At 61.0% G+C, this 21,043-nt stretch carries 19 protein-coding genes and 1 pseudogene; 10 read left to right on the forward strand and 10 right to left on the reverse strand.

The window, feature by feature from the left end:
• Positions 1-37: 37 nt before the first annotated feature.
• Positions 38-1,078 (forward strand): threonine ammonia-lyase, biosynthetic, encoded by a 1,041-nt coding sequence (ilvA, locus tag BLU37_RS20465; RefSeq protein WP_090208218.1) that lies wholly within the window; start codon positions 38-40, stop codon positions 1,076-1,078.
• A gap of 11 nt (positions 1,079-1,089) precedes the next feature.
• On the opposite strand, the gene eco is transcribed toward ilvA, so the two are convergent.
• Positions 1,090-1,572: a serine protease inhibitor ecotin gene (gene eco, locus BLU37_RS20470; protein WP_010451442.1), complete on the reverse strand. Its 483-nt coding sequence runs from the start codon at positions 1,570-1,572 to the stop codon at positions 1,090-1,092.
• Between the two features lie 371 nt (positions 1,573-1,943).
• On the opposite strand from eco, the gene BLU37_RS20475 reads away from it, so the two are divergent.
• Together BLU37_RS20475 and pgm are read left to right on the forward strand one after the other, a co-directional pair.
• Positions 1,944-2,213 carry a DUF1652 domain-containing protein gene (locus tag BLU37_RS20475; protein WP_010451443.1) on the forward strand — a complete coding sequence of 90 codons (270 nt, stop codon included), beginning with the start codon at positions 1,944-1,946 and terminating at the stop codon, positions 2,211-2,213.
• A gap of 164 nt (positions 2,214-2,377) precedes the next feature.
• Positions 2,378-4,024, forward strand: a complete 1,647-nt coding sequence (pgm, locus tag BLU37_RS20480; RefSeq protein WP_090208221.1) for a phosphoglucomutase (alpha-D-glucose-1,6-bisphosphate-dependent) — start codon at positions 2,378-2,380, stop codon at positions 4,022-4,024.
• A 145-nt stretch (positions 4,025-4,169) separates the two neighbouring features.
• On the opposite strand, the gene BLU37_RS20485 is transcribed toward pgm, so the two are convergent.
• Positions 4,170-4,868: a pirin family protein gene (locus tag BLU37_RS20485; protein WP_090208224.1), complete on the reverse strand. Its 699-nt coding sequence runs from the start codon at positions 4,866-4,868 to the stop codon at positions 4,170-4,172.
• A gap of 281 nt (positions 4,869-5,149) precedes the next feature.
• On the opposite strand from BLU37_RS20485, the gene BLU37_RS20490 reads away from it, so the two are divergent.
• On the forward strand, positions 5,150-7,612 hold the full coding sequence (locus tag BLU37_RS20490) for a UvrD-helicase domain-containing protein (protein WP_090208227.1): 2,463 nt from the start codon (positions 5,150-5,152) through the stop codon (positions 7,610-7,612).
• A 37-nt stretch (positions 7,613-7,649) separates the two neighbouring features.
• Here the strand turns inward: BLU37_RS20490 and BLU37_RS20495 are convergent, their stop codons facing one another.
• Positions 7,650-7,940 carry a DUF1652 domain-containing protein gene (locus BLU37_RS20495; RefSeq protein WP_010451453.1) on the reverse strand — a complete coding sequence of 97 codons (291 nt, stop codon included), beginning with the start codon at positions 7,938-7,940 and terminating at the stop codon, positions 7,650-7,652.
• 924 nt (positions 7,941-8,864) lie between these two features.
• On the opposite strand from BLU37_RS20495, the pseudogene BLU37_RS29985 reads away from it, so the two are divergent.
• Positions 8,865-9,617, forward strand: a pseudogene (locus BLU37_RS29985) (MCP four helix bundle domain-containing protein); the annotation flags it as partial.
• Positions 9,612-10,475: a methyl-accepting chemotaxis protein gene (locus BLU37_RS29990; protein ID WP_397428761.1), complete on the forward strand. Its 864-nt coding sequence runs from the start codon at positions 9,612-9,614 to the stop codon at positions 10,473-10,475. The pseudogene BLU37_RS29985 and the gene BLU37_RS29990, both read left to right, overlap by 6 nt.
• An 88-nt stretch (positions 10,476-10,563) precedes the next feature.
• On the opposite strand, the gene BLU37_RS20505 is transcribed toward BLU37_RS29990, so the two are convergent.
• The 3 genes from BLU37_RS20505 to BLU37_RS20515 all read right to left on the reverse strand — a co-directional run bounded on the left by BLU37_RS20505 (position 10,564) and on the right by BLU37_RS20515 (position 13,785).
• Positions 10,564-11,313 (reverse strand): creatininase family protein, encoded by a 750-nt coding sequence (locus BLU37_RS20505; RefSeq protein ID WP_090208233.1) that lies wholly within the window; start codon positions 11,311-11,313, stop codon positions 10,564-10,566.
• Between the two features lie 110 nt (positions 11,314-11,423).
• Positions 11,424-12,422 (reverse strand): bile acid:sodium symporter family protein, encoded by a 999-nt coding sequence (locus BLU37_RS20510; RefSeq protein WP_090208236.1) that lies wholly within the window; start codon positions 12,420-12,422, stop codon positions 11,424-11,426.
• Between the two features lie 127 nt (positions 12,423-12,549).
• The gene (locus tag BLU37_RS20515; RefSeq protein WP_090208239.1) at positions 12,550-13,785 is read right to left on the reverse strand and encodes an MFS transporter; all 1,236 of its coding nucleotides are present in this window, start codon (positions 13,783-13,785) and stop codon (positions 12,550-12,552) included.
• A gap of 73 nt (positions 13,786-13,858) precedes the next feature.
• On the opposite strand from BLU37_RS20515, the gene BLU37_RS20520 reads away from it, so the two are divergent.
• Positions 13,859-14,551 (forward strand): ArsR/SmtB family transcription factor, encoded by a 693-nt coding sequence (locus BLU37_RS20520; RefSeq protein ID WP_090208241.1) that lies wholly within the window; start codon positions 13,859-13,861, stop codon positions 14,549-14,551.
• 36 nt (positions 14,552-14,587) lie between these two features.
• On the opposite strand, the gene BLU37_RS20525 is transcribed toward BLU37_RS20520, so the two are convergent.
• Positions 14,588-15,166: a cytochrome b gene (locus BLU37_RS20525; protein WP_408003615.1), complete on the reverse strand. Its 579-nt coding sequence runs from the start codon at positions 15,164-15,166 to the stop codon at positions 14,588-14,590.
• A gap of 194 nt (positions 15,167-15,360) precedes the next feature.
• Between BLU37_RS20525 and BLU37_RS20530 the strand changes: the two genes are divergently transcribed.
• The 3 genes from BLU37_RS20530 to BLU37_RS20540 all read left to right on the forward strand — a co-directional run bounded on the left by BLU37_RS20530 (position 15,361) and on the right by BLU37_RS20540 (position 18,535).
• Positions 15,361-15,588 carry a PLD nuclease N-terminal domain-containing protein gene (locus BLU37_RS20530; protein WP_026007648.1) on the forward strand — a complete coding sequence of 76 codons (228 nt, stop codon included), beginning with the start codon at positions 15,361-15,363 and terminating at the stop codon, positions 15,586-15,588.
• A gap of 118 nt (positions 15,589-15,706) precedes the next feature.
• The gene (locus BLU37_RS20535) at positions 15,707-17,215 is read left to right on the forward strand and encodes a hypothetical protein (protein ID WP_090208244.1); all 1,509 of its coding nucleotides are present in this window, start codon (positions 15,707-15,709) and stop codon (positions 17,213-17,215) included.
• Between the two features lie 120 nt (positions 17,216-17,335).
• Positions 17,336-18,535 carry an MFS transporter gene (locus BLU37_RS20540; protein ID WP_090208248.1) on the forward strand — a complete coding sequence of 400 codons (1,200 nt, stop codon included), beginning with the start codon at positions 17,336-17,338 and terminating at the stop codon, positions 18,533-18,535.
• Between the two features lie 100 nt (positions 18,536-18,635).
• Here the strand turns inward: BLU37_RS20540 and BLU37_RS20545 are convergent, their stop codons facing one another.
• The 3 genes from BLU37_RS20545 to BLU37_RS20555 form a co-directional block, all read right to left on the reverse strand.
• A complete protein-coding gene (locus BLU37_RS20545; protein WP_090208251.1) occupies positions 18,636-19,454 on the reverse strand; it encodes an HDOD domain-containing protein in 819 nt (272 codons plus the stop codon).
• 119 nt (positions 19,455-19,573) lie between these two features.
• Entirely contained in the window at positions 19,574-20,263 is a 690-nt protein-coding gene (locus BLU37_RS20550) for an amino acid ABC transporter permease (protein ID WP_090208254.1), read from the reverse strand.
• A 3-nt stretch (positions 20,264-20,266) separates the two neighbouring features.
• Complete coding sequence (locus BLU37_RS20555) at positions 20,267-20,995, reverse strand: amino acid ABC transporter permease (protein WP_090208256.1); 729 nt, start codon at positions 20,993-20,995, stop codon at positions 20,267-20,269.
• Positions 20,996-21,043 lie beyond the last annotated feature (48 nt).

The following is a 21,043-nucleotide window of genomic DNA, read 5'->3' on the forward strand; positions in this document are numbered from 1 at the left end:
CTGTCTCCGAGGTTCACTGCCCAACCCGGAGAGCCTGATGAATACCGATACCGCCCGCCAAGCCTGTGACCCCGATACCGAACTGTTGGGCCGCTATGTGCGCAAGATCCTTTCGGCCCCGGTCTACCATCAGGCGATTTGTACGCCATTACAGCAAGCTCCGGCCTTGTCCGAAGTATTGGGTAATCAGGTGCTGCTCAAGCGTGAAGACCTGCAGCCGACGTTTTCCTTCAAGATCCGTGGCGCCTACAACAAGCTGGTGCAACTGAGCGAAGCCCAGCGCAACTGCGGCGTGATCACCGCTTCGGCGGGCAATCATGCCCAGGGCGTGGCCCTGGCGGCGCGCACCCTGGGGATCAAGGCGACAATCGTCATGCCCACCAGCACGCCGGAACTGAAGGTGCAGGGCGTACGCAGTCGCGCCGCCACCGCCGTACTGCATGGCGAGAGTTTCCCTTTCGCTCTGGCGCATGCCCTGGCTCTGGCGCAGGAGCAGGGCGCTACCTTCGTCTCGCCCTTCGATGATCCTGACGTGATCGCCGGCCAGGGTACGGTGGCGATGGAGCTGCTCAACCAGCATCCAGGGCCCTTGGATGCGATCTTCGTGCCGGTCGGTGGCGGCGGGCTGATCGCCGGAATCGCCGCCTACGTCAAATACCTGCGGCCGCAGGTGCGGATCATCGGCGTCGAGTCGGAACATTCCAACTGCTTGCAGATGGCCTTGCTGGCCGGCGAGCGGGTGGTGCTGCCCCAGGTTGGAACCTTCGCCGACGGGGTCGCGGTGGCGCAGATCGGCGCCTATGGCTTCGAGATCTGTCGGCGGCATGTCGATGAGGTGATCACCGTCAGCAACGACGAACTGTGCGCGGCCATTCGCGATATCTACGACGACACCCGCTCGATCACCGAACCGTCGGGTGCATTGGCAGTGGCGGGGATCAAGAAGTACGTGGCGCTGGGTGCGGTCAAGGGGCAGACACTGGTGGCGATCAACTCCGGTGCCAACATCAACTTCGACAGCCTGCGTCACGTCGTCGAACGTGCGGCCCTGGTCAGGCCGCAGGCGGTTCCCGCATGACAGTGCCTGGATTACTCGCTGACGGCTTTCTTGATCAGCTTGGATGGGGTCCAGATCCGATAACGGATCTGCACGTCGTCCGGAGCGTAGATCACCAGCGGCAGTTTGCTGTTGTAGCGCAGCATGTAGCCGGTGCCGACGACCGGGACGAAGTCCTTCTTCGGCTTGGTGCCGGGTGGGCAGGCCATCAGAGTGGAAACCGGGCCGCTGACGCTTTCCAGGCGATAGTAGGAATAGCTCCAGCCTTCCAGGTTTTTCTCGTCGAGGTTGCCGCTCAGACGTTTCTGGTTGCAATCAACGGGCATGACCTTGCCAGCGATGATTTCGACCCGGTGATCGGAGTCCTTGGTCATCTTCGGTACGCGGATCACCGTGCGGGTGAAGCCGTCCTGCGCCTTGGGGAAGGGCGCCAGGTCCGATTTGTCGGCGGCGACCGCACCGGCGGCAGTGGTCATGGCCAGCAGGAGTGTGGCGGCGAGAGTCGTCGAATTCATGAGCTTTCTGTGCCCTGGTCAGGAGGGATCGCTCCCTCGGTGGAATGGTACAACTGGGGTGGTCCGTGATGTGCTCACGGCGGATCCGCAAACAACTGGCGAAGATAAGGGCAAATGGCGTCTCGGCAAAGGGTTTTTCTTGTCAGCTGGATAGCGGCATTTCGCTATTAATTCGACCAGCGGTGTGCCTGTCGGACGAACAGTGCTTACGTGCCCGGGTAAACGGCTTAGTCTGTGATGAGGTCTTCGCCTTTCAGGATAGGACAAGGCGATGGCCCGTGCAGGGCTTGTGCTGTATTGAGGAACCCGCAGGCGGTCGATGACCGTCCCGGTCAAGAAACTGGCAGTCTCATATAACGGAGAGAGTCGCCATGCTATCGCTATCGTCGCTGGAATTACGCAATATCATCGAAAGCAGTTTTCTGCCCACGCGCTGCCAGTGCAGCGTCGGGGCGGATGAGTCCCTCACCGTCAGGGTGTTCGACAGGAAGTCCGAGCGGGTGGACCTGCTGGTCACCGGCATCCGAGCTTCGAAGCTCGACAGTAGCCGGGCCATTTCCGAACTGATCGCCAAGCTTCGTCATGACCTGGTACAGGGGCAAGGCGCCAGCCATGACCAGGTGCGGGCGCGGGCGTTTTGACGCCAGCGCTTTGCCGCCCGACTCTCCCTCTCGCGCTCCCTTTCCCGGAGGGGGCGTCCGGCATAAAAATCTTTCCCGCCATGGGATAGATAGCTTACCGGCGGTGTCGAACTGCCAGTAAACTGCGCGCTTTTCCCCGTACCCTTCATTTCCAGAGGTTTTGCATGACACTCAGTCCTTTTGCGGGCAAACCGGCACCGGCACAGTTGCTGGTAGATATCCCGCGACTGGTATCGGCCTATTACACCGGCCAACCCGATGCGACGATCTCCACCCAGCGTGTCGCCTTCGGTACGTCGGGACATCGGGGTAGTTCCTTCGAACTGAGTTTCAACGAGTGGCATGTTCTGGCCATCAGCCAGGCCATCTGCCTGTACCGCCAGGCCCAGGGCATCGACGGCCCGTTGTTCGTCGGCATCGATACCCATGCGTTGTCCACTCCGGCCGGTGCCAGTGCCCTGGAAGTATTCGCCGCCAACGGCGTGGAAACCATGATCGCCGAGGGTGACGAGTACACGCCAACGCCGGCGATATCCCATGCCATCATCTGCTACAACCGGGGTCGTACCAGCGGCCTGGCGGACGGCGTGGTGATCACCCCGTCGCACAACCCGCCGGAAAGTGGCGGTTTCAAATACAACCCGCCCAATGGCGGTCCGGCCGATACCCATATCACCAAGTGGATCGAGGCCAAGGCCAACGAACTGCTGGGCAACCAGTTGGCCGGGGTGAAACGCATCAGCTACGAGCGTGCACTCAAGGCTGCAACTACCCACCGGCATGACTACCTCAACCGCTATGTCGCCGACCTGGCTAGCGTCATCGACATGGAGGCCATCCGCAGCGCCAACCTGCGCCTGGGCGTCGATCCACTGGGCGGTGCCGGTGTGCGCTACTGGTCGGCGATCGCCGATCACTACAAGCTGAACCTGGAAGTGGTGAACACCCAGGTCGATCCGACATTCCGTTTCATGAGCGTCGACTGGGACGGCAAGATCCGCATGGATCCATCTTCCAGCCATGCCATGCAGGGCCTGATCGGCTTGAAGGAACGCTTCGACGTGGCCTTCGCCTGCGACCCCGACCATGACCGCCATGGCATCGTTACCCCGTCCGGTGGTCTGCTGGCGCCGAACAACTATCTGGCGGTGTCCATCGACTACCTGTTCCAGAACCGTCCGCAATGGCGCGCCGATGCGGCTGTCGGCAAGACCGTGGTCAGCAGCGGCCTGATCGATCGTGTGGCGGCACGCCTGGGTCGCCGGTTGTACGAAGTGCCGGTGGGCTTCAAGTGGTTCGCCGATGGCCTGTTCGATGGCTCCCTGGGTTTTGGGGGGGAGGAGAGTGCCGGTGCGTCGTTCCTGCGCAAGGACGGCAGCGTCTGGTCCACCGACAAGGACGGCCTGATTCCGGGGCTGCTGGCGGCGGAGATGACTTCGCGTACCGGTCGTGATCCGAGCCAGATCTTCCGTGGTCTGACCGACGAGTTGGGCGAGCCGTTCTCCGTGCGGGTCGATGCCGCTGCCACGCCGGCGCAGAAAGCGCTGCTGGGCAAGCTGTCGCCCCAGCAGGTGAGTTCGACGCAACTGGCGGGAGAGGCGATCCAGCAGGTCCTCAGCCACGCGCCGGGCAACGAACAGGCGATCGGCGGCTTGAAGGTCATGACCGCAAATGGCTGGTTCGCTGCGCGCCCATCGGGCACCGAGGACATCTACAAGATCTACGCCGAGAGCTTCATCGGCGCCGATCACCTCCAGCGCCTGGTGGAAGAAGCCCAGGTACTGGTGGACGGAGCGATTTCCCCGGCTTGATGATGGCTGGTGCTGGTGCTGGTGCTGGTGCTGGTGCTGAGGTGCCTGGTGCGGGCTGTTGTGGTGAGCGGGCAAGCCCGTTCGCCACAATCCCGGCTCTAATCCTGATTCCGGTGTTCTAGCCCCAATCCACCTCTCGCCTACCTCAAGCCACATCCACCAGAATGATCTCGCTGTCCTGTACGGCAGTGACCCGCAACACCTCTTCTTTCTCAACGGCCACACCATCGCGTGCCTCGGCCCGCAGGCCGTTGACCTCGATCACTCCGCTGGCTGGCACCAGATAAGCCCGGCGGTCGCTGCCCAGGTGATATTCGGCACTTTCGCCAGCCTTCAGGTTGGCCGCCACCAATCGGGCATTGGCGCGAATCTGCAGGCTGTGTTCATCGCCAGCCTTGCCGCTGGCCAGGGTCACGAAGCCTTCGCCACGTTCCCCTTTGGGAAACGGTCGGGTACCCCAGGAAGGCGCGGCACCGGCCTGTTCCGGAATGATCCAGATCTGAAAGATCCTGGTCGGCGTCGCTTCCAGGTTGTACTCGCTGTGGGCGATCCCGGTGCCTGCGCTCATCACCTGCACATCGCCGGCCTCGGTACGACCTTTATTGCCCAGATTGTCCTCATGGCTGATCGCCCCTTCGCGCACATAGGTGATGATCTCCATGTCCCGATGCGGGTGTTTCGGGAAACCGGTGCCAGGGGCGATCACGTCATCGTTCCAGACTCGCAGGTTGCCCCAGTGCATGCGTTGCGGATCGTAGTACTCGGCGAACGAAAAGTGGTGGTGAGCGTCCAGCCAGCCATGATGAGCGCCGCCCAGGCTGTTGAAGGGTCGAAGTTGCAGCATGATTCTTCTCCTGTTCAGGTTCGTCATGGGCTGGCGCCGGGCCAGGGCAGGACGTTGATCGTGGGTTGATGGGGTCATGATCTGTCAGATCAATATCGATAAAAAGCGTAAATTATTCCTCGTTATCATCTAATTAGTAGATGTATGGGCGATGGCAGAGTGATGTCCGCACTTTCAGTTCGTCATCTAAATGGCTGATTGAAAAGCAATTGACTAGAACTGTGTGGCTAATCAGGCGACCATAAGCCTTTCACCCGGACCGTCCCAGACTTGGAGCCAGCGTGTCGCAATACGACCCCGAACCGCCTGCCGAACTTTCCTCCCTGGCACAGTTGCCACTGTTCAAGCGGCTGATGGCCCGCCTGCTGGGCGGTGGCCTGAGTCGTTTGCGCGCGCAGCATGTGGCCTCCTGGCTGCAAGGCCAGGCGGATGGTTTTCGCAGCGGTCACAGTGCCGGCGTGGAGTACGGCTACCGTGAAGGGCACGCCGAAGGCCTGGAGGAAGGTCGCCAGGTCCTGCTGATCCGCGATACCCGCCCGGTGGAGCACCGGGCTCCCGGGGTCGATGACAACCTGTTCGATGACTGGCGTCTGCCGTTGGGCGCTGACCTCAAGAAGCGCATCAAGGCCGACGTCGCCCGATTGTTGCCCGCCCATGCGCAGCCGAGCGCGGCGCAGTGGAAAATGATCTTCAGTGATACCCCTTCAACGTCGGTGATCGCCGGGGCCGGTGCAGGCAAGTCCACTTCGCTGGTGCTGCGCATCCTGTTGCTGACCCATTACCTGGGTTTTGAACTCGACTCGCTGACCGTCGTGACCTTTACCCGTGAGTCGTGCAAGGACTTCATCGCCAAGCTGATCGAGATTTTTGCCTTGTGGGGGCGTCCGCTCGGCCTGCGCGAAGCCAGGGAGGTGGTCCGGACCTTCCACTCGCGCATTCTGCCGATGGTTCGGGGACTGCCGGGTTTTGCCCAGTTGCAGGCGTTCGAGAACCTTGGCGCCCGGAGCGTGGGTGACGATGACGGAGGTGACAGCAACCCCTTCGATCTGCGGATCAACGATGCCCAGCGTCAGCAGCTCAACGCCTGCTACCACCGTCTGCACCGCGACAATCCGCGTTTTCGCGAGCTCCTCACGCCGCTGTACAAGCATGCCCTGCAACTCAAGGAGCTGGAGCAGGATCACCCGGATGTGCAGAAGCGCATGGCTGTGACCGAGCTGGCCTCGCGGCGTGACGAGGAGCTGTGCGACACCATTGAAGACCTGTGGTTTCGCGCCGGCGCCTGGCCGATCCAGGGTATCGAGCCGAACCGCGAGGCGCTGGAGATCAACGGCTCGCCATTTCATTGCCATGGTTACATCCCCGAGCTGGACGCCTGGGTGGTCCTGGGCTTCGATCCGCGTGAGAATCCGCAGATCAGCCGACCGGGCTCACGTCTTTCGGTGCGGGCGGAGTGGGCGGTAAAGCGCACACTGTTTCAAGCTTTCTGTCGTAAACCATTGATATGGCTTGATAGTTATGAGTCGGCGAAGCGGGTTTTATCTTCCCTTGGAGGTGACGCCACGGCGGGTCCGGGGTTTGATTATCGGGTCAAGGGTGAACTCGCCTCGGCGCCATTGCTCGACTGTTTTGTCATGGCGGCCGGGTTCATCGAGAACCTTGGTCTCGATGTCAGTGTGGCCGTTGGCCAGATGAGTTTCGCCAAGGACGATCCGGACCGGTTCTTCTTTGAGGCCCTGAGCCTGTTCTGGAAGGCGCTGGAAGCGCACCTGTTGGCGCAGTCACCGCCGATCATGAGCTACAACCGGATGTTCTCGCTGTTCGGCGAAAACAACCCGGAAAACCAGGCGCTGCTCAGCGACGAGTTGCTGCGGCCGCTCTCGCATCTGATGATCGACGAATTCCAGGATGTTTCACCGCAGATTGTCTCCTGGTTGCGCGCCAGCCTGCGCGAGATCCGGCGTCGTGGCCCGGCCCTGCATGTCGGTCGTGGTGCCCAGCATTCTTCGCTGCTGTGCGTGGGTGATGACTGGCAGTCGATCTACGGCTGGCGCGGCAGTTCGCCCCAGTACTTCATGGAGTTCGGCAAGGAGTTTGCGTCGCCATCGACCACCCGGGTGATGCTCAGTGAAAATTTCCGCAGCCACCAGCACATCATCGATGCCGCCGAGCACATTGTGCGCGCCGCACCAGCCATCGCCGGGAAGAAAGCCAAGGCTGCCGGTGAACCGAAGGAGCTGCTGCCGGTGAACATTCTGGATCGGGATGACGAGGCGTTGGGCAAGCGCCTGGCGGAGCACTATCGACAGGGCGATAGCGTGTTAATGCTTTTTCGAAAAAGTATCGATAAGTTATTGATTGAAAAATATATTCAGCCTGTAATTAATGTTGATTCTAGCTTGCCGTTCGAACAGCGGCGGCTCAAGCTACTGACGTATCACAGCGCCAAGGGCTTGCAGGCCGATGCGGTGTTCCTGTTGGGTGACTGTCTGCACCTGACGCGCTCTCCCTACAAGAACCAGGTCTACCGGATGGCCGGGCTGGGCAAGGATGGTGATGCCGAGCCTTACGACAGCGCGCAGAAGGACGAGATTCTGCGCCTGGCCTATGTCGGGATCACCCGGGCGGTGAAGCACTGCTACTGGTACCTGGAGGGGGTGGATGCCCAGGCAGCCAATGCGCCCAAGGCATCTGACCGAATTGCCACGGGCAAGGCATTTTTTGCTGATTTACGGACGAAGTGAACGACGGCGCCAGCCCGCCGGCTTGCGCAGCGTCGGTTCAGGCCAGTATCTGCAGGTTCTGGGGTGGCACGAAGGACTCCAGTTCGGCTTCGATCGCTTCGATGATGCGCTCCACATCGGCCGCATTCATCACCGTCGCACAGGGGATGCCGGCAATGGCGATCAACGTCTCGCCGCTGGCTCGGTCGAATAACCGGGCAATCATGCTGCGCGGAGCATCCATGCTGGCTTCGAAACCCAACGGATGGAAATGCCAGCGCATCAATTGGCAGGCATTGGGAAACGTGACCTTGCTGAAAAATGTGCTCATGGTGCCCACCTGTGTCATTGAGCGCTTCCTTTTGCTCGCGGGTAGGAACGGAAGGACCTCATGGTCCAACCTGGCCTTGTGCTGAAGGCCGAGTGCTAAAAATAGCATTCGCCTGTCACCGCCAGAAGCGTTTTTTCAGCCCGGTCGACGATTGTTTTTTCTGTAGCTTGACTGATGTCGTAACTCTTGCTCAGGCGAACACTCCTTGTTCGACGACAACGTTCTGCAGCAGGAGAGGCTGTGGGTTTTCGATGCAGGGTTTTAAATTCTAAATATAAAAAAATTTAGAAACAATGATTAATGAGGGCTTTCGCTCTTTGCACCGCGTCCGAGTTGTTGTGGGTAACGCTTCACTACTTGAGTATGACCCATCACGGTAAAACCCCGGCGCGCTCTAAGCCAGCCGAGGGGCCAAGGATAAATTGACGCGTTTTCGTTGCCTGATTCCTTTCATTCAGATACACCACTCATCGGCCAATGGCGAGATAGGCATTGTCGCTGGTGGCCGCAGCGCTGAAGGGACGCTAGGGTCTATCAGAAATGTTTTCGAGCGAAGAGCGGTTTTCAAGGAGACATGGCAAGCGCAGATACATGACTTGCCGAGTCTGGGTTATTCGCTTGAGAGGCTAGGGTGCAGCGCGTTTGTGGGATCCCAATCATCTTTGTTTTGTTATTTAGTTACAGTGGCTGAATCGATTCTTTATCCTCAAGTAGCCATATTTCCAACGTCATAGATAACGGTTCTCAGCTAGTTGTAATTACTTGGCTATTTTTGATTTTTGTCCTATATAAATCTTAGAGCCCTGCCGATATCGCTAATCAGAGTCCATGGCGTTCTAGCGGATGGCGTTGAAACTGTCGGGTGATAGCCCCCGGCAGAGAGATGGCATGGATGCGGATCGCTTCATTGCTGAAAGAGAGCTTCCCATGTCGCTACGCACTATGAATATCGCCCCTCGGGCCTTTCTCGGTTTTGCCTTTATCGCCTTGCTGGTAATTGTGCTGGGCGTGTTTGCGCACACCCGCATGACCGTGATCCGTCAGGCATCGATCGATATGCAGACCAACCAGCTACCCAGCGTGGGCTACCTCGGCAATCTGACTGAGGGGGTGCTGCGTATGCGTATCCTGTCCTTTCGTGTCCTGGCCAATCGCGAGCCGGCGGCCTTGCAGGAAGCCGAAACGCGCATTACGTTCCTGGTGGACAAGCTGCGCAAGGATCAGAAGAACTACGCCGACCTGCCGTCGGCGGGAGAGGAGTTGGCCAAGTACAAGGAGTTTAGCGCCACGCTCGAGGCCTACCTCAATGACCAGAACCGCATGCTGGAGTTGTCCCGGCAGAACAAGCTCGATGAGTTACGCAACCTGATCAACACCCAGATCAAGGCCGGTACCGATCAGATGGGCTTGCAGCTCAATCAATTGGTGGACTTCAACAAGGCGGCTGCCAAGGCCGCCTCAGACGAGGCTGGCAGGCAATATGATATAGCCAGTACTGGCATTATCAGTGTGGCGATCATTGCTGGGCTGTTGACCGTGTTGTTGGCCTGGTTGCTGACCCGTAGCATCGTCACGCCGTTGAGGACTGCCATCGAAACCGCCGAAATCATTGCCAGCGGTAACCTGACCAAGCCGATTCTGGTCGAGGGCACGGATGAGCCGGCGCGCTTGCTCACGGCTTTGGCCACCATGCAAGGCAACCTGCGCAAGACCATCGAGCAGATTTCCGGTTCGGCCACGCAGTTGGCCTCGGCGGCGGAGGAACTCAGCGCCGTGACCGAAGAAGCCTCGCGGGGCCTGCAGCAGCAGAACAACGAGATCGAGCAGGCCGCCACTGCCGTCAACGAAATGACCAGCGCCGTGGAAGAGGTCGCGCGCAACGCGGTTTCGACTTCCGAGGCGTCCGAGCAATCCAATCAGGCCGCTCGCGCGGGACGTGACCGGGTGGTGGAAACCGTCGAGGCGATCCAGGCCATGACCCACGATGTGCAGGGCACGTCGGCGTTGATGGAAGGCCTGGCGACTCAGGGACGGGATATCGGTCAGGTGCTGGATGTGATCCGGGCGATTGCCGAGCAGACCAACCTGCTCGCGCTCAATGCCGCCATTGAAGCGGCCCGGGCTGGCGAAGCCGGGCGTGGTTTCGCGGTGGTGGCCGATGAAGTACGGGCCCTGGCCCACCGGACCCAGCAGTCGACCCGCGAAATCGAAAAAATGGTGGCGGGTATCCAGAATGGCACCGGCGAAGCCGTGCAGTCGATGCAGCAGAGCAACCAGCGCACCCAGGACACCCTGGAGCGCGCCCGCGCGGCGGGTGTGGCGCTGGAGCAGATCACCCAATCGATCAACCTGATCAACGAGCGCAACCTGGTGATCGCCAGTGCCTCGGAAGAGCAGGCGCAGGTGTCCCGTGAGGTCGACCGTAACCTGGTGAACATCCGCGACCTGGCCTCGCAGTCGGCCGACGGGGCGAACCAGACCAGCGTCGCGAGCCACGAATTGTCGCGCCTGGCGGTGGACCTCAGCGCACTGGTCGCCCGTTTCGTTATTTAGTGGCCTGTGTGGTCGATTCGCAGGCTTGACCGCTATGGTGAGACGGCTGACTAACCTCCGCGCGAGAGGGGAACCAGCGAGCTGAATACTATTTGGGAAGTGCTTCGCGGCTGAACGCTTCCACTTCCCGTACCAGGCCTCGCGCGGCCAGGCGCACCAGCTCGCCGCCTTTTTCCACACTGGCCAGGGCCGGATCGGAGCCCATGCGGCCATCCGGGAAGCGTGCCCGAAAGTCGAGCGCTTCGCGGATCGGACCGGTGTTGCCGATCTGCGGCGAGTAATCGGCTGACTTGATCGATTCCGGATAAGCCCATTGCGTCACCGCGATCTCAGACGGCGTGGCATGGCTGCCGTGCCCGGTCGGGAACTGCTCGCGGGCCAGTTCACCGACACCTTCCAGATCCCACCAGTTGCACAGCTTCAGGGCGTAGCCGGCGTGGCGCTTGGCGAAGCTCGCTTCGGCATACAACTCGGAAAAGGCTGCTTCGATCGAAGCGATATTGCCGCCGTGGCCGTTGAGAAAGAGGATTTTCTCGAAGCCATGGCCGGCCAGTGAGCGGACCCAGTCGCCAATGGCGGCGATGAAGGTCGACGGTCGCAGCGAGATGGTGCCGGGAAACGCCAGGTGGTGTTGGGCCATGCCGATGTTGAAGGTCGGCGCGATCAGGATATCGGCGTTTTTCTCGGCCTCGTAGGCAATGATTTGCGGACACATCCAGTCGGTTCCCAAGAGGCCGGTGGGACCGTGCTGCTCGTTGGAGCCGATGGGCACGACGATAGTACGGCTGCGTTCGAGAAACTGGCCGATCTCGGCCCAGGTCGACAGGTGCAGGAGCATGGAATTTCCTCATGGCAGCGGGTTTTATGCGGCACATGCTGCGCTGCTGTCGCCGACTCGGCAAGGGCCTGCCTGACTCGAGTCGTGAGTCAGGCGACCTGGGGCCGCACTCAGGGATCGACCTGGCCCATCAGTTGCGCGACCGACTCCGGACGCTTGGCGTACCGCTGGGCCAGCACCGCGCAGACCATCAGCTGAATCTGATGGAACAGCATCAGCGGCAGAATCAGCACGCCGATGGTACTGCCGGCGAACAGCACCTGGGCCATCGGTACGCCAGTGGCGAGGCTCTTCTTCGAGCCGCAGAACAGGATGGTGATGCGGTCTTCCTGGTCGAAACCAAACGCCTTGCCCAGCAGGGTCGACGCCAGCAGGACCAGGGCCAGTACCACGCTGCAGACCACCACCAGTCCGGCCAGGTCCTTGAGCGGGATCTGGTGCCAGATGCCTTCATTTACCGCCTCACTGAAGGCGCTGTAGACCACCAGCAGGATCGAACCCTGGTCGACGAACTTCAGCCAGCTCTTGTTGCGGCCGACCCAGGCACCGATCCAGCGTCGGGCGATCTGCCCGGCAATGAACGGCAGCAGCAGTTGTATGCTGATCTTCACGATGGCGTCGATGGTTGAGCCACCGTCGCCATGCACGTTCAGCAGCAGGGTCACCAGCAGCGGCGTGAGGAAGATGCCGAACAGGCTGGACGCGGCGGCGCTGCAAATGGCCGCCGGGACGTTACCCCGGGCCAGGGAGGTGAAGGCGATCGCCGATTGCACCGTGGCGGGCAGGGCGCAGAGGTAGAGCATGCCCATGTACAACTGATCGCCAATCAGCGGCGAGAGCAGCGGCTTGAGCGCCAGGCCCAGCAGTGGAAACAGCACGAAGGTCAGTCCGAAGACCAGCAGGTGCAGGCGCCAGTGGCCGGCCCCGGCGATGATCGACTCACGGGAGAGCTTGGCACCGTGGAGGAAGAACAGCAGGGCGATGGCGATGTTGGTCAGCCAACCGAAGCCAACCGCCACCTGACCACTGGCGGGCAGGAGGCTGGCAAGGGTCACCACGCCGATCAGGGTCAGGGTGAAGTTGTCGGGGAGGAAACGAGGACGGGTCATCGGGCGTTATCCGGAAGCAGAAACAGTCATGGCACTTTAACCGTTATGCTGCTTGCCGACTAACGCCAATAAGTCCGTGGATATCGCCTAAAGGACACTCGTTCTTTCTTTAAGAAAACGCTGATATTCATCTGGATAACGCCGCAGACTTGGCCTTGCCCCACACCAGCGCCAGTATCGCCAATCCCTGAATTGCCGCTGCGCTGCCCAGCAGGACAAGTTCACCCTGTTGCGTACCGACCTGACTTTTCAATGCACCGAACAATGCCGGAGCAAAGGCATAGCAGCCTTGTGCCGTGGCGACAATCAGCGTGACCACCCGTTGGGTCTGTTGGCCTGGAAACTCCACCTGTGCTATCAGCGGCGGCAAGGAGGTGGCATTACCTATGCCCGCGCCAAACAGGATGACACCGGCCCACAGCAACTCGGGGAAGGCGCCCAATCCGCTCATCAACAGGCAGCCGAGCAATTGGCAGCCGTAGCTCAGGCAAGCGACGTTACGGCGGTTTGCTCCCGCTGGCATCAACCCACCCACCAGTGACCGACCAACGATCGCGCTTGCCGTCGCCAGGCCCATCGCCAGCCCGGCACGGGTTTCGCTGACATGCTCGACCAGTATGAGGAACAGATGAGTGATCAGCCCGATCTGGGCGAACAGTCCCAGCGACATGGCCGCAGCCAGGGTGACGAAGCGGCGATCGCGCCACAGCGGGGTATCGATGGCCAACGGGGCAACAGTGGGTTGCACGGGCGGTTGTGCGGCACCATCGGCATACTGCCCAAGCATTTCCGGACGGAACCTGAATACCGTGAGTGCCAGGACTGCAAGGGTCGTGATCGAGAGTATGGCGATCGCGAGCGCTGCGTGACTGAAGCCGATCCGCTCGATCAGGTACACCCAGGCCGACGAAAACACCACGCCACCGATACTTGCACCGTTATAGGCCATCGCCAGGGCGGCTGGGCGCTTGAGCACGAACCAGGGGGAAATGATGGCGTTCACGGCCGCGGCGCCCAGTGTCACCCAACCCAGGCCGCTCAAGGTGGCGGCGATAAACAGCTGGTAAGGCTGTGCGGCGATGGACCAGCCATAGATGCCGACGCCCAGCAACACCGAACCCGATACGGTGGTGACGGGCAGCCCCAGACGCCTGTAAAGCTTGGGCAGGTTCACTACCACCAGGATCCCCGCGAGGAAATGCAGCGTGACCGCCGCCGAACACAGCGGCAGTGGCCAGCCGGTGCGTTGGATCACCGCGTGGAGGAAAATCGGTGGACCATAAAAGCCGATACCCCAGCCGAACACCGCCATCAGGAACGTTGCCGCCACGACCTTTCGGCCAAAGAAATTCGCGGGTTGCATGAATGTATCCCTTCAATTGATTTGCGCCGAGTATGATGAGTACTGACAGGGATACTTCGTGGAGCAGTGAACTATGGATGTAGAGGCGACCGATCTATCGCTGGCGGCGGTGGCTGGCGCAATTGCCGACCCGGCCCGCGCGCGGATGCTCTGCAGCCTGCTCGATGGACATGCGCGCACGGCGACGGAGCTGGCGGCAGTGGCTGATATCGGCGCCTCCTCGGCCAGCGGGCATTTCCTGCGTCTGCGCGAGCAGGGCCTGGTCGAAATGCTGGTCCAGGGCAGGCATCGCTACTATCGCCTGGCCAACCCTCAGGTGGCCCGGGCCCTGGAGGCGCTGCTGGCGATCAGCGCCCGTGATGTGGCGCCGTTTCAACCGGCAACCCCGTCAGCCCTGCGACAGGCCAGGACGTGCTACGACCATATTGCCGGAGAAGTGGCCGTCAGGCTGCACGACGCTCTATTGCGGGAAAACTGGATCGAGGCCGCAGGCAAGGATTATTGCCTGACGGAGCAGGGCGCCAGTGCCTTTGTCCGATTGGGGATCGACGTTGAGGCGGTGTCTCGTCAGCGTCGGCGCCTGGCCTATCCGTGCCTGGACTGGAGCGAGCGCTCTCCGCATATCGGCGGTGCGCTGGGGGCTGCATTGTTGGAACTGCTGCTCAAGCGCGGCTGGGTCAATCGCCATCTCGATTCCCGCGCCTTGAGCCTGACGCCCAAGGGAAGCAAGGGGTTGGCCAGTGCGTTTGGAATGAGAGACGGCTGAGAATACCTGTCGACCTGCAAGGGGTGTGTCGAAACCTTACGAGCGCACCTGCGGATCGCTAACCTGGCGATTGAGCATCCTGCCCAATACCGACCGTCCCATCACCTGATGCTGCACCACCGCCAGCAGATGCAGTGCAACCAAGGCGCCGAGCAGCGCGCACATCACATGGTGTTCCTGGTGCAACTGCGCCAGCGCGGATCTGGAGTGGACCAACTGCGGCAGCTCGAACAGATCGAGCATTTCCACCGGGTGATTCATCATCAGCACCCCCGTGACCAACACGGCCGTCACCGTGGCATAGATCGTCACATGCGCGAGCCGCGCCAGGCGTGCCTGCAGGCCAGCATTTGCAGGGCGCGCGGGAGCTTTTATCGCCAGCCACAGACGCCAGGCGAAAAACGGAATGAAGAGGCTGGTGAGCTGGGGGTTGAGCGACTCGACCCATTGCCTTAACGGGGCCTGTCGATCCATGAATGTCACGCCAAAACCACTGAAGGTTGCCCACAGAATCACCACAGCCGATAGCCAGTGCAGAAAAATGCGGGGTTTGGAGTAAGCACCTGCTTCGCTGTCCTTGTAGAGAGGCGCGGGGGAGTGGGGATGACGAGTCAAGGAAATGCCTTAAAAGAAATGAGTCTGATTCTCATAGATGGCAGAAGGATATCTCTCTGCGGGTGCGCTGTAAATTCCGCTGCTGCAGGTTGTTTTTCGCACTGAAGTGGCACAGACGTTTGAATCGCTCACGAAATCCGAATGAACCCTCGCCAATGGCTGCGACCCAACGCAAGACAAACGGGAGGAAAACCATGCAAATCGAATATGTCTGGATCGCTCTGGCGGTGCTGTTGTTGCTGGTCGAACTGTGGGCGATCAGAAGTGTGCTCAAGAGCGGACGTAGCGCCGGGACCAAGGGGCTCTGGATCGTCGTGCTCATCTGGGTGCCGTTGGCGGGCCTGGTGCTCTGGTGTTTTATCGGCCCCAAGGAGCCGAGCCGGGAGTTGCCGGCCACGGAGCGAGGAAGGGGCGCACCGTGAACCCGGGTCTGGTGGGTGTCATCGGGTATTTGTGAACGGTGTCGCCTTCACCCGGTAGGCGAGCCTGCGGGCGTCTGGCTAAGATGCGCAACTACCCAATCGCAATGGAAGGCCGCAGATGCAACTCGACTTCGATCCGCGGCTTCATGTCGATTGGAAAATACCAGGTGGCGAGTTGCTCGCGCTGTTCCAGCATTACTATCCCGAGATCAGCGTATTTGCAGGCGCACAGTTCGAGACGCTGCTGGACGAGTTGTCCAACGAAATGGTCGAGGTCTGCCTGGAGGCTCTGGCACCGCTCCTCGCGCAGCAGGGGTACGACTTGTGGAACCTGGATGCCGAAGCCGATGACTATCGGCCGGTCATTATTCCCATCGACCAGCGCAAGGCTTTCGCCCGGTATTGGCAGAAGGCTCGCAGTGAACCCAGGCTCACTGCGGCATTAATCGAGCCGCAACAATCAACCGTACCCGAGGTTAAAAAGACCCCAGCCAAACGCCGCAAGCTGAATTGGCTGGCGCAGGTGCACAACTACCCCGGGTCCACCTATGTTGACGAGAACCACTACCGTAACGGCTGGGCCTCGATCACCGAGCAGGACGAAGAAAGCGGATTGTGCTTGCTGATTGACTACAACCCGTGGCCGCCGACCGAGCAGGACATGCTCGAGCATCGAACCGATGGTGCGGACGGGGCGGACCTGCAACTCATCCATGCGAGCTCTGAATGCAGCCTATGGAAGCGGCGGGTCAAGATCGGTGATCGCAGCGGCGAAGACCTGTTCCGCTATGAAACCTGCCGGGGGCATGTGATCCAGCCTTTCGGCATTCCCGGGAGGGATTGGCCGCAATTCGAGGGGGCCACCCTGGTAATGGACTGGCGGATATTCGAACGTCAACGCCTTTACGAGCCGGAGTCTGTGACGCGTATCTGGCGAATCACCGAGGAGTCCAGCGAAGTCATTTTCGAACACCCGAATGATGTGGCAATCCTGCAAATCGGCCCCCGCCGTTTGTTGTTCATGCAATACAACGGGCCGTCGTGCTGGATCTGGGATGAGGATCGACCGGGCCAGGCCATGCCTGCCCGGCCTATGCCGGCAAAAGGTGCTCAAGACTGGGCGTCCTGCTTGTATCTGGGGAATGATGAAGTGCTGTTGTTCGACCAGGGCCAGCGCCAGAACCTCGAGGATTCGGGGTGGGCGGAATGGGTTCTGGAGGCGTGGCGCTTCAATTTCGTGACCGGCCGCACGGCGAAGGCGGTACTGGACGGGTTTGGCAGTGAGGTGCGTCAGCAGACGCAGTATTTCGTCACGCAGCCCAAGCGCACGATCACGTTGCGCACGTTCCACGGCAAGGTCCAGGCTTGTCGTGGGCACGGTGATTGGTGGGTGCTCAATTATCAATCCAACACCTTCGGCACGCGGACCCGCGCCTGGTTCTGGAACCAGAGCAGCAACCAGGTGCTCAAGCTGTCGTCCAGAGATATCCCGCGGGTCGAACCGACCATACGCTATCTGCCGGCTCAGGATCATTATCTGGCCTTCGAACGGGATTTCGTGGCCCGGCTGCCGACGTTTGCCGAGATGCTCGAGGCCAAGGGCTGTGACGTGCTGACGTTTGAGTGAGTGGCCTCTGCCGCCTCCTGCTCAGATGCAGGATTGTCTTAGTCAACTCCAGCAATCCCATAACCATCCCTGAATCTTGCCGTGCTAGAAAGACGTTCTCCTCACGTCTGGAAAACGCCAATGACTGCTCCCTCGACCGGCACGTCGGCTCACCGCTTCGGCCTGTTTTGCGTGGCCTGCTTTCTCCTGTCCATTGCCTATGGGGCGACGTTCCTGTTGTCGCTATTGGTCAGGTCCTTCGGTGCGAGCGAACGGGAGGCGGGCCAGGTGTTTGCCGTGGCCATGGTCAGCACCTTGATTGCCGTGCTCGGCTCCGGACATGTGCTGCAGCGCTTGGGCGCTCCTCGTTGCATTGCCCTTGGCGCGGTCTGCCTGGTCATCGCCTCAGCGGGATTTGCCGTCGTGCCGGGGCTCGGTATTGGCTTGTCGGCGTGCGGTTTCATCCTGGGTGTCGGTTGGGGGCTGTTCTACACGGTAGGGCCGATCATGGTGGCGGCGATGGTCGAGCCGTCGCGTCGTACTCATTGTTTTGCGCTGCTGTCGGGTAGCATGCTGAGCGGCATCGGCAGCGGGCCTTTGCTGGGCAAGCTGGCGGGATTCGCTGGTCTGCCGGTGCAGACGGCCTTTGCCTTCGCTGCGGTTGCCGCCGTGCTGGGCGGGTGGTACTTCTGGCGGCTTGGGGCCCGGGAAGAGACGCGGATGCGCTCAAACGAGCGGGTACAGATCAGCCTGAAAGCGACGGCACAGGTGATGCGCTCGCCCTCTGGCCTGTCGATTCTCATGGTTGGTCTGGGTGGCGCGGTCTTCGGCGTGATGGGTAGCTTCCAGACCAGTTACGCGACGAGTCTCGGGCTGGACTACTCATTGTTTTTCATCGGCTTCATGGGCGCCGCGATTGTCTGTCGATTGCTGATTGCCAAGTGGGTGGTCCAGCGCAACCCATTCTTGGCCTCCTGTGTGTTGACCAGCTTGATGCTGATCGCGGTGATCGGCTTCGGTGAGTGGGTGCACGATAGTCTTGGCTACCTGCTGACGGCTGCGCTGCTGGGCGTCGGTTATGGCCTGAACTACTCGGTGATCAATGGCCTGGCGGCCAACGAGGCGCCCCCGGGGCTGACCGCCCAGGCCTTGTTGCTGTTCAGCCTGTCCTATTTCATGGGGGTGTTCGGGTTCCCCTTTATCGCCGGCAAACTGATCAGCCATACCGGTGTAGCGGGGATGTTGCTGGGAGTGGGGCTGGTGGCCGCATTGGTCTGGGTGGTGAGTGTCGGGCGCTGGCTGTTCTGGCGGTTTACCAGGACGGAGCGGGTGGCACGTTGATACAAAGCCTGGCCGTCGGGCCTTGCGCAGGTGCCAGCCCTGCCTGGCACCTTTTTCGTTGCGGGCATTGAGCTTCCGCCCAGCCGCCCTGGCCTGACGGTCAGGCGAGGAAGTCGGCGAAGGCCTTGTCCTGCTCCAGCACCTGGGGCAGCTTGTCGAATAGCGCGTCGAGGTCGACGCCGTCGAACAGCGGGCCCCCCAGGGTATTGCGTGCCTCGGCACTCGGACCGCCGTGCTGTTCCAGCGCATCACAGATTTCCATGGCCTGGGCCATGATCCGCGCATAGGGCTGGCCTTCTGGAGCCAGGTGCGGCTGCGCCTGGTGGCGGATGGCCGACTGGATGGTCAGCGGCAGGTTCCAGCGCTTACCCAGTTCTGCGCCGACTTCCGGGTAGCCGAAGCCCAGTTGCTGGTTTTCGCTGGCCGCACGGCTGGTGGTACCGCTGGCGCCCCGGATACGTGCGGCGTAGTCCGGTGCGCCGGTCTGGATCAATAGCTCGCCGATGTCGTGCATCACCCCGCAGGTGAACGCCACTTCAGCGTCGAGTCCGGCCTGGCGTGCCAGCAACCGGCTGATGCTGGCGACCTGAAAGCTGCGCCCCCAGAATACCTTGAGGTCGAAGCCCGGCGCCGACTTGAACGCCCCGGTCACGGCCGAAGCCAGTACCAGTGTGCGCAGCACGTTGAAGCCCAGGCGCATGGCGGCGTCCTCGATGCTGGCCGACTCGCGTGCGCCCTTGAAGCGCGCCGAGTTCGCCAGGCGCAGCACCTTGGCGGCAATCACCGGGTCGCGCTCGATGTTGCGCGCCACGTTTTCGAGGCTTTCGTTACGGTTGTCGAATTGCTGGACCAATTCCAGGGCAACCTGGGGAATGCTGGGAAGACTGTGCAACTGCGAAAACAGCGTATCGATGTCCATGGTAAGGCTCTCTTCGTCCAGTGGAGACTTTTTTACGATAGGCAATATTTCGCCGTCTGCACGTCGTTTTCGTCATGCTGCATCCAAGCAGATCACGCCATCGCGCAGCAGGTGCTCACTTAGCGGTGGCCTACCTCTGAGCTATTCCTGGTCAGCACCCCCGCCAGCAGATCCAGCCCGGTACAAAACACGAAATACACCAACGCCACGAACAGAAAAATCTCCGTCGGATGAATCATCACCCGGTTGCTCACCTGCGTCGCCACGAACGACAGTTCGCCCACACCGATCACATACGCCAGCGAGGTGTCCTTGATCAGTGAGATCCACTGGTTGAGAAACGACGGCAACATGATCGGCAAGGCCTGGGGCAGGATGATCAGCCGCATGACCTGCACCGGGCGCATGCCCAGGGCTCGCGCCGCCGCCCACTGGCCGGCCGGCAGGCTCTGGATGCCGGCGTGGACCGAGTACGCCAGGTAGGCGCCGCCGATCAGCGACAGGGCGCAGACCACGGTGAACAGCGCCGGAATATCGAAGTGGAAGAGGATCGGCAGCAGGAAGTAACTCCAGAAGATCAGCATCAGGACCGGGATGGCCCGCAGGAAACCCAGTACCGCAATCAAGATACCCTTGGGCCAGCCCTTGAGCGTGCTCAGGGCAATGCCCAGTACCAGGCCGAGAAGGGCCGCACTGACGCCTGACAGAACGCTCAGCACCAGGGTCAGTGCTGCGCCGCCCAAGGGGCCGTCGGGGTAGGCGCCGAGCAGAAAGTAGTCGAGATTGTCGGTGATGACGGAAAAGTCCATGGCTCAGGCCGCTCCCTGGCGATAACGCCGGGTCTGGCGGATCCACTGACCCGCCGCTTCGATCAGCGCAATGCTGAAGATGTAGAGCAGGGTGGCGAAGCCGAACGCCTGGAAAGTCTTGAAGGTCTCGGTTTCGACCTGGCGCGAGGCGTAGGAGAGTTCGGCGAGGCCGATCGCCATGGTCAGCGAAGAGTTCTTCAGGGCGTTCATGTATTGTCCCAGCAGGGGGCCGAGCGCGGTACGCAGGGCTTGCGGCAGCACCACGTAACGCCACACCTGCGCCGGGCGCAGGCCCATGGCGAGGCCGGCTTCGCGTTGTTGCGCACGCACCGAGGCGACGCCGGCACGGAATTCTTCGGCAATGAAGGCCGAGGTATAGAGCGTCAGCCCCCAGAAACCGGCGATGAACTCGAAGGACGGCCATGTGAGGGTCACACCGGCGATGCTGACGTCATGGGGCAGGTTGAGCCAGCTCACCAGGTCTTCGGGCAGCATTGCGGTGACACCGAAGTACCAGAAGAACAGTTGCACCAGCAGCGGGGTGTTACGCAGCAGCGCCAGGTAACTGCGTGCCGGCCAGGCCAGCCAGCGCGAGCCGGACAGCCGCGCCAGGCACACCAGAAAGCCCAGGGCGGTCGCCACCAGGCAGACCACCACGGACAGCGCCACGGTCAGGACAAACCCATCGAACAGCCATTTCAGGTACTGCGGGCCAAGCAATTCACCAAACATCGATCAGGGTGTCCATCCAGAAAACAAAGAGCCTGCACGGTAAACCGG

It is taken from the genome of Pseudomonas asplenii, from assembly GCF_900105475.1.
GTDB lineage: Bacteria > Pseudomonadota > Gammaproteobacteria > Pseudomonadales > Pseudomonadaceae > Aquipseudomonas > Aquipseudomonas asplenii.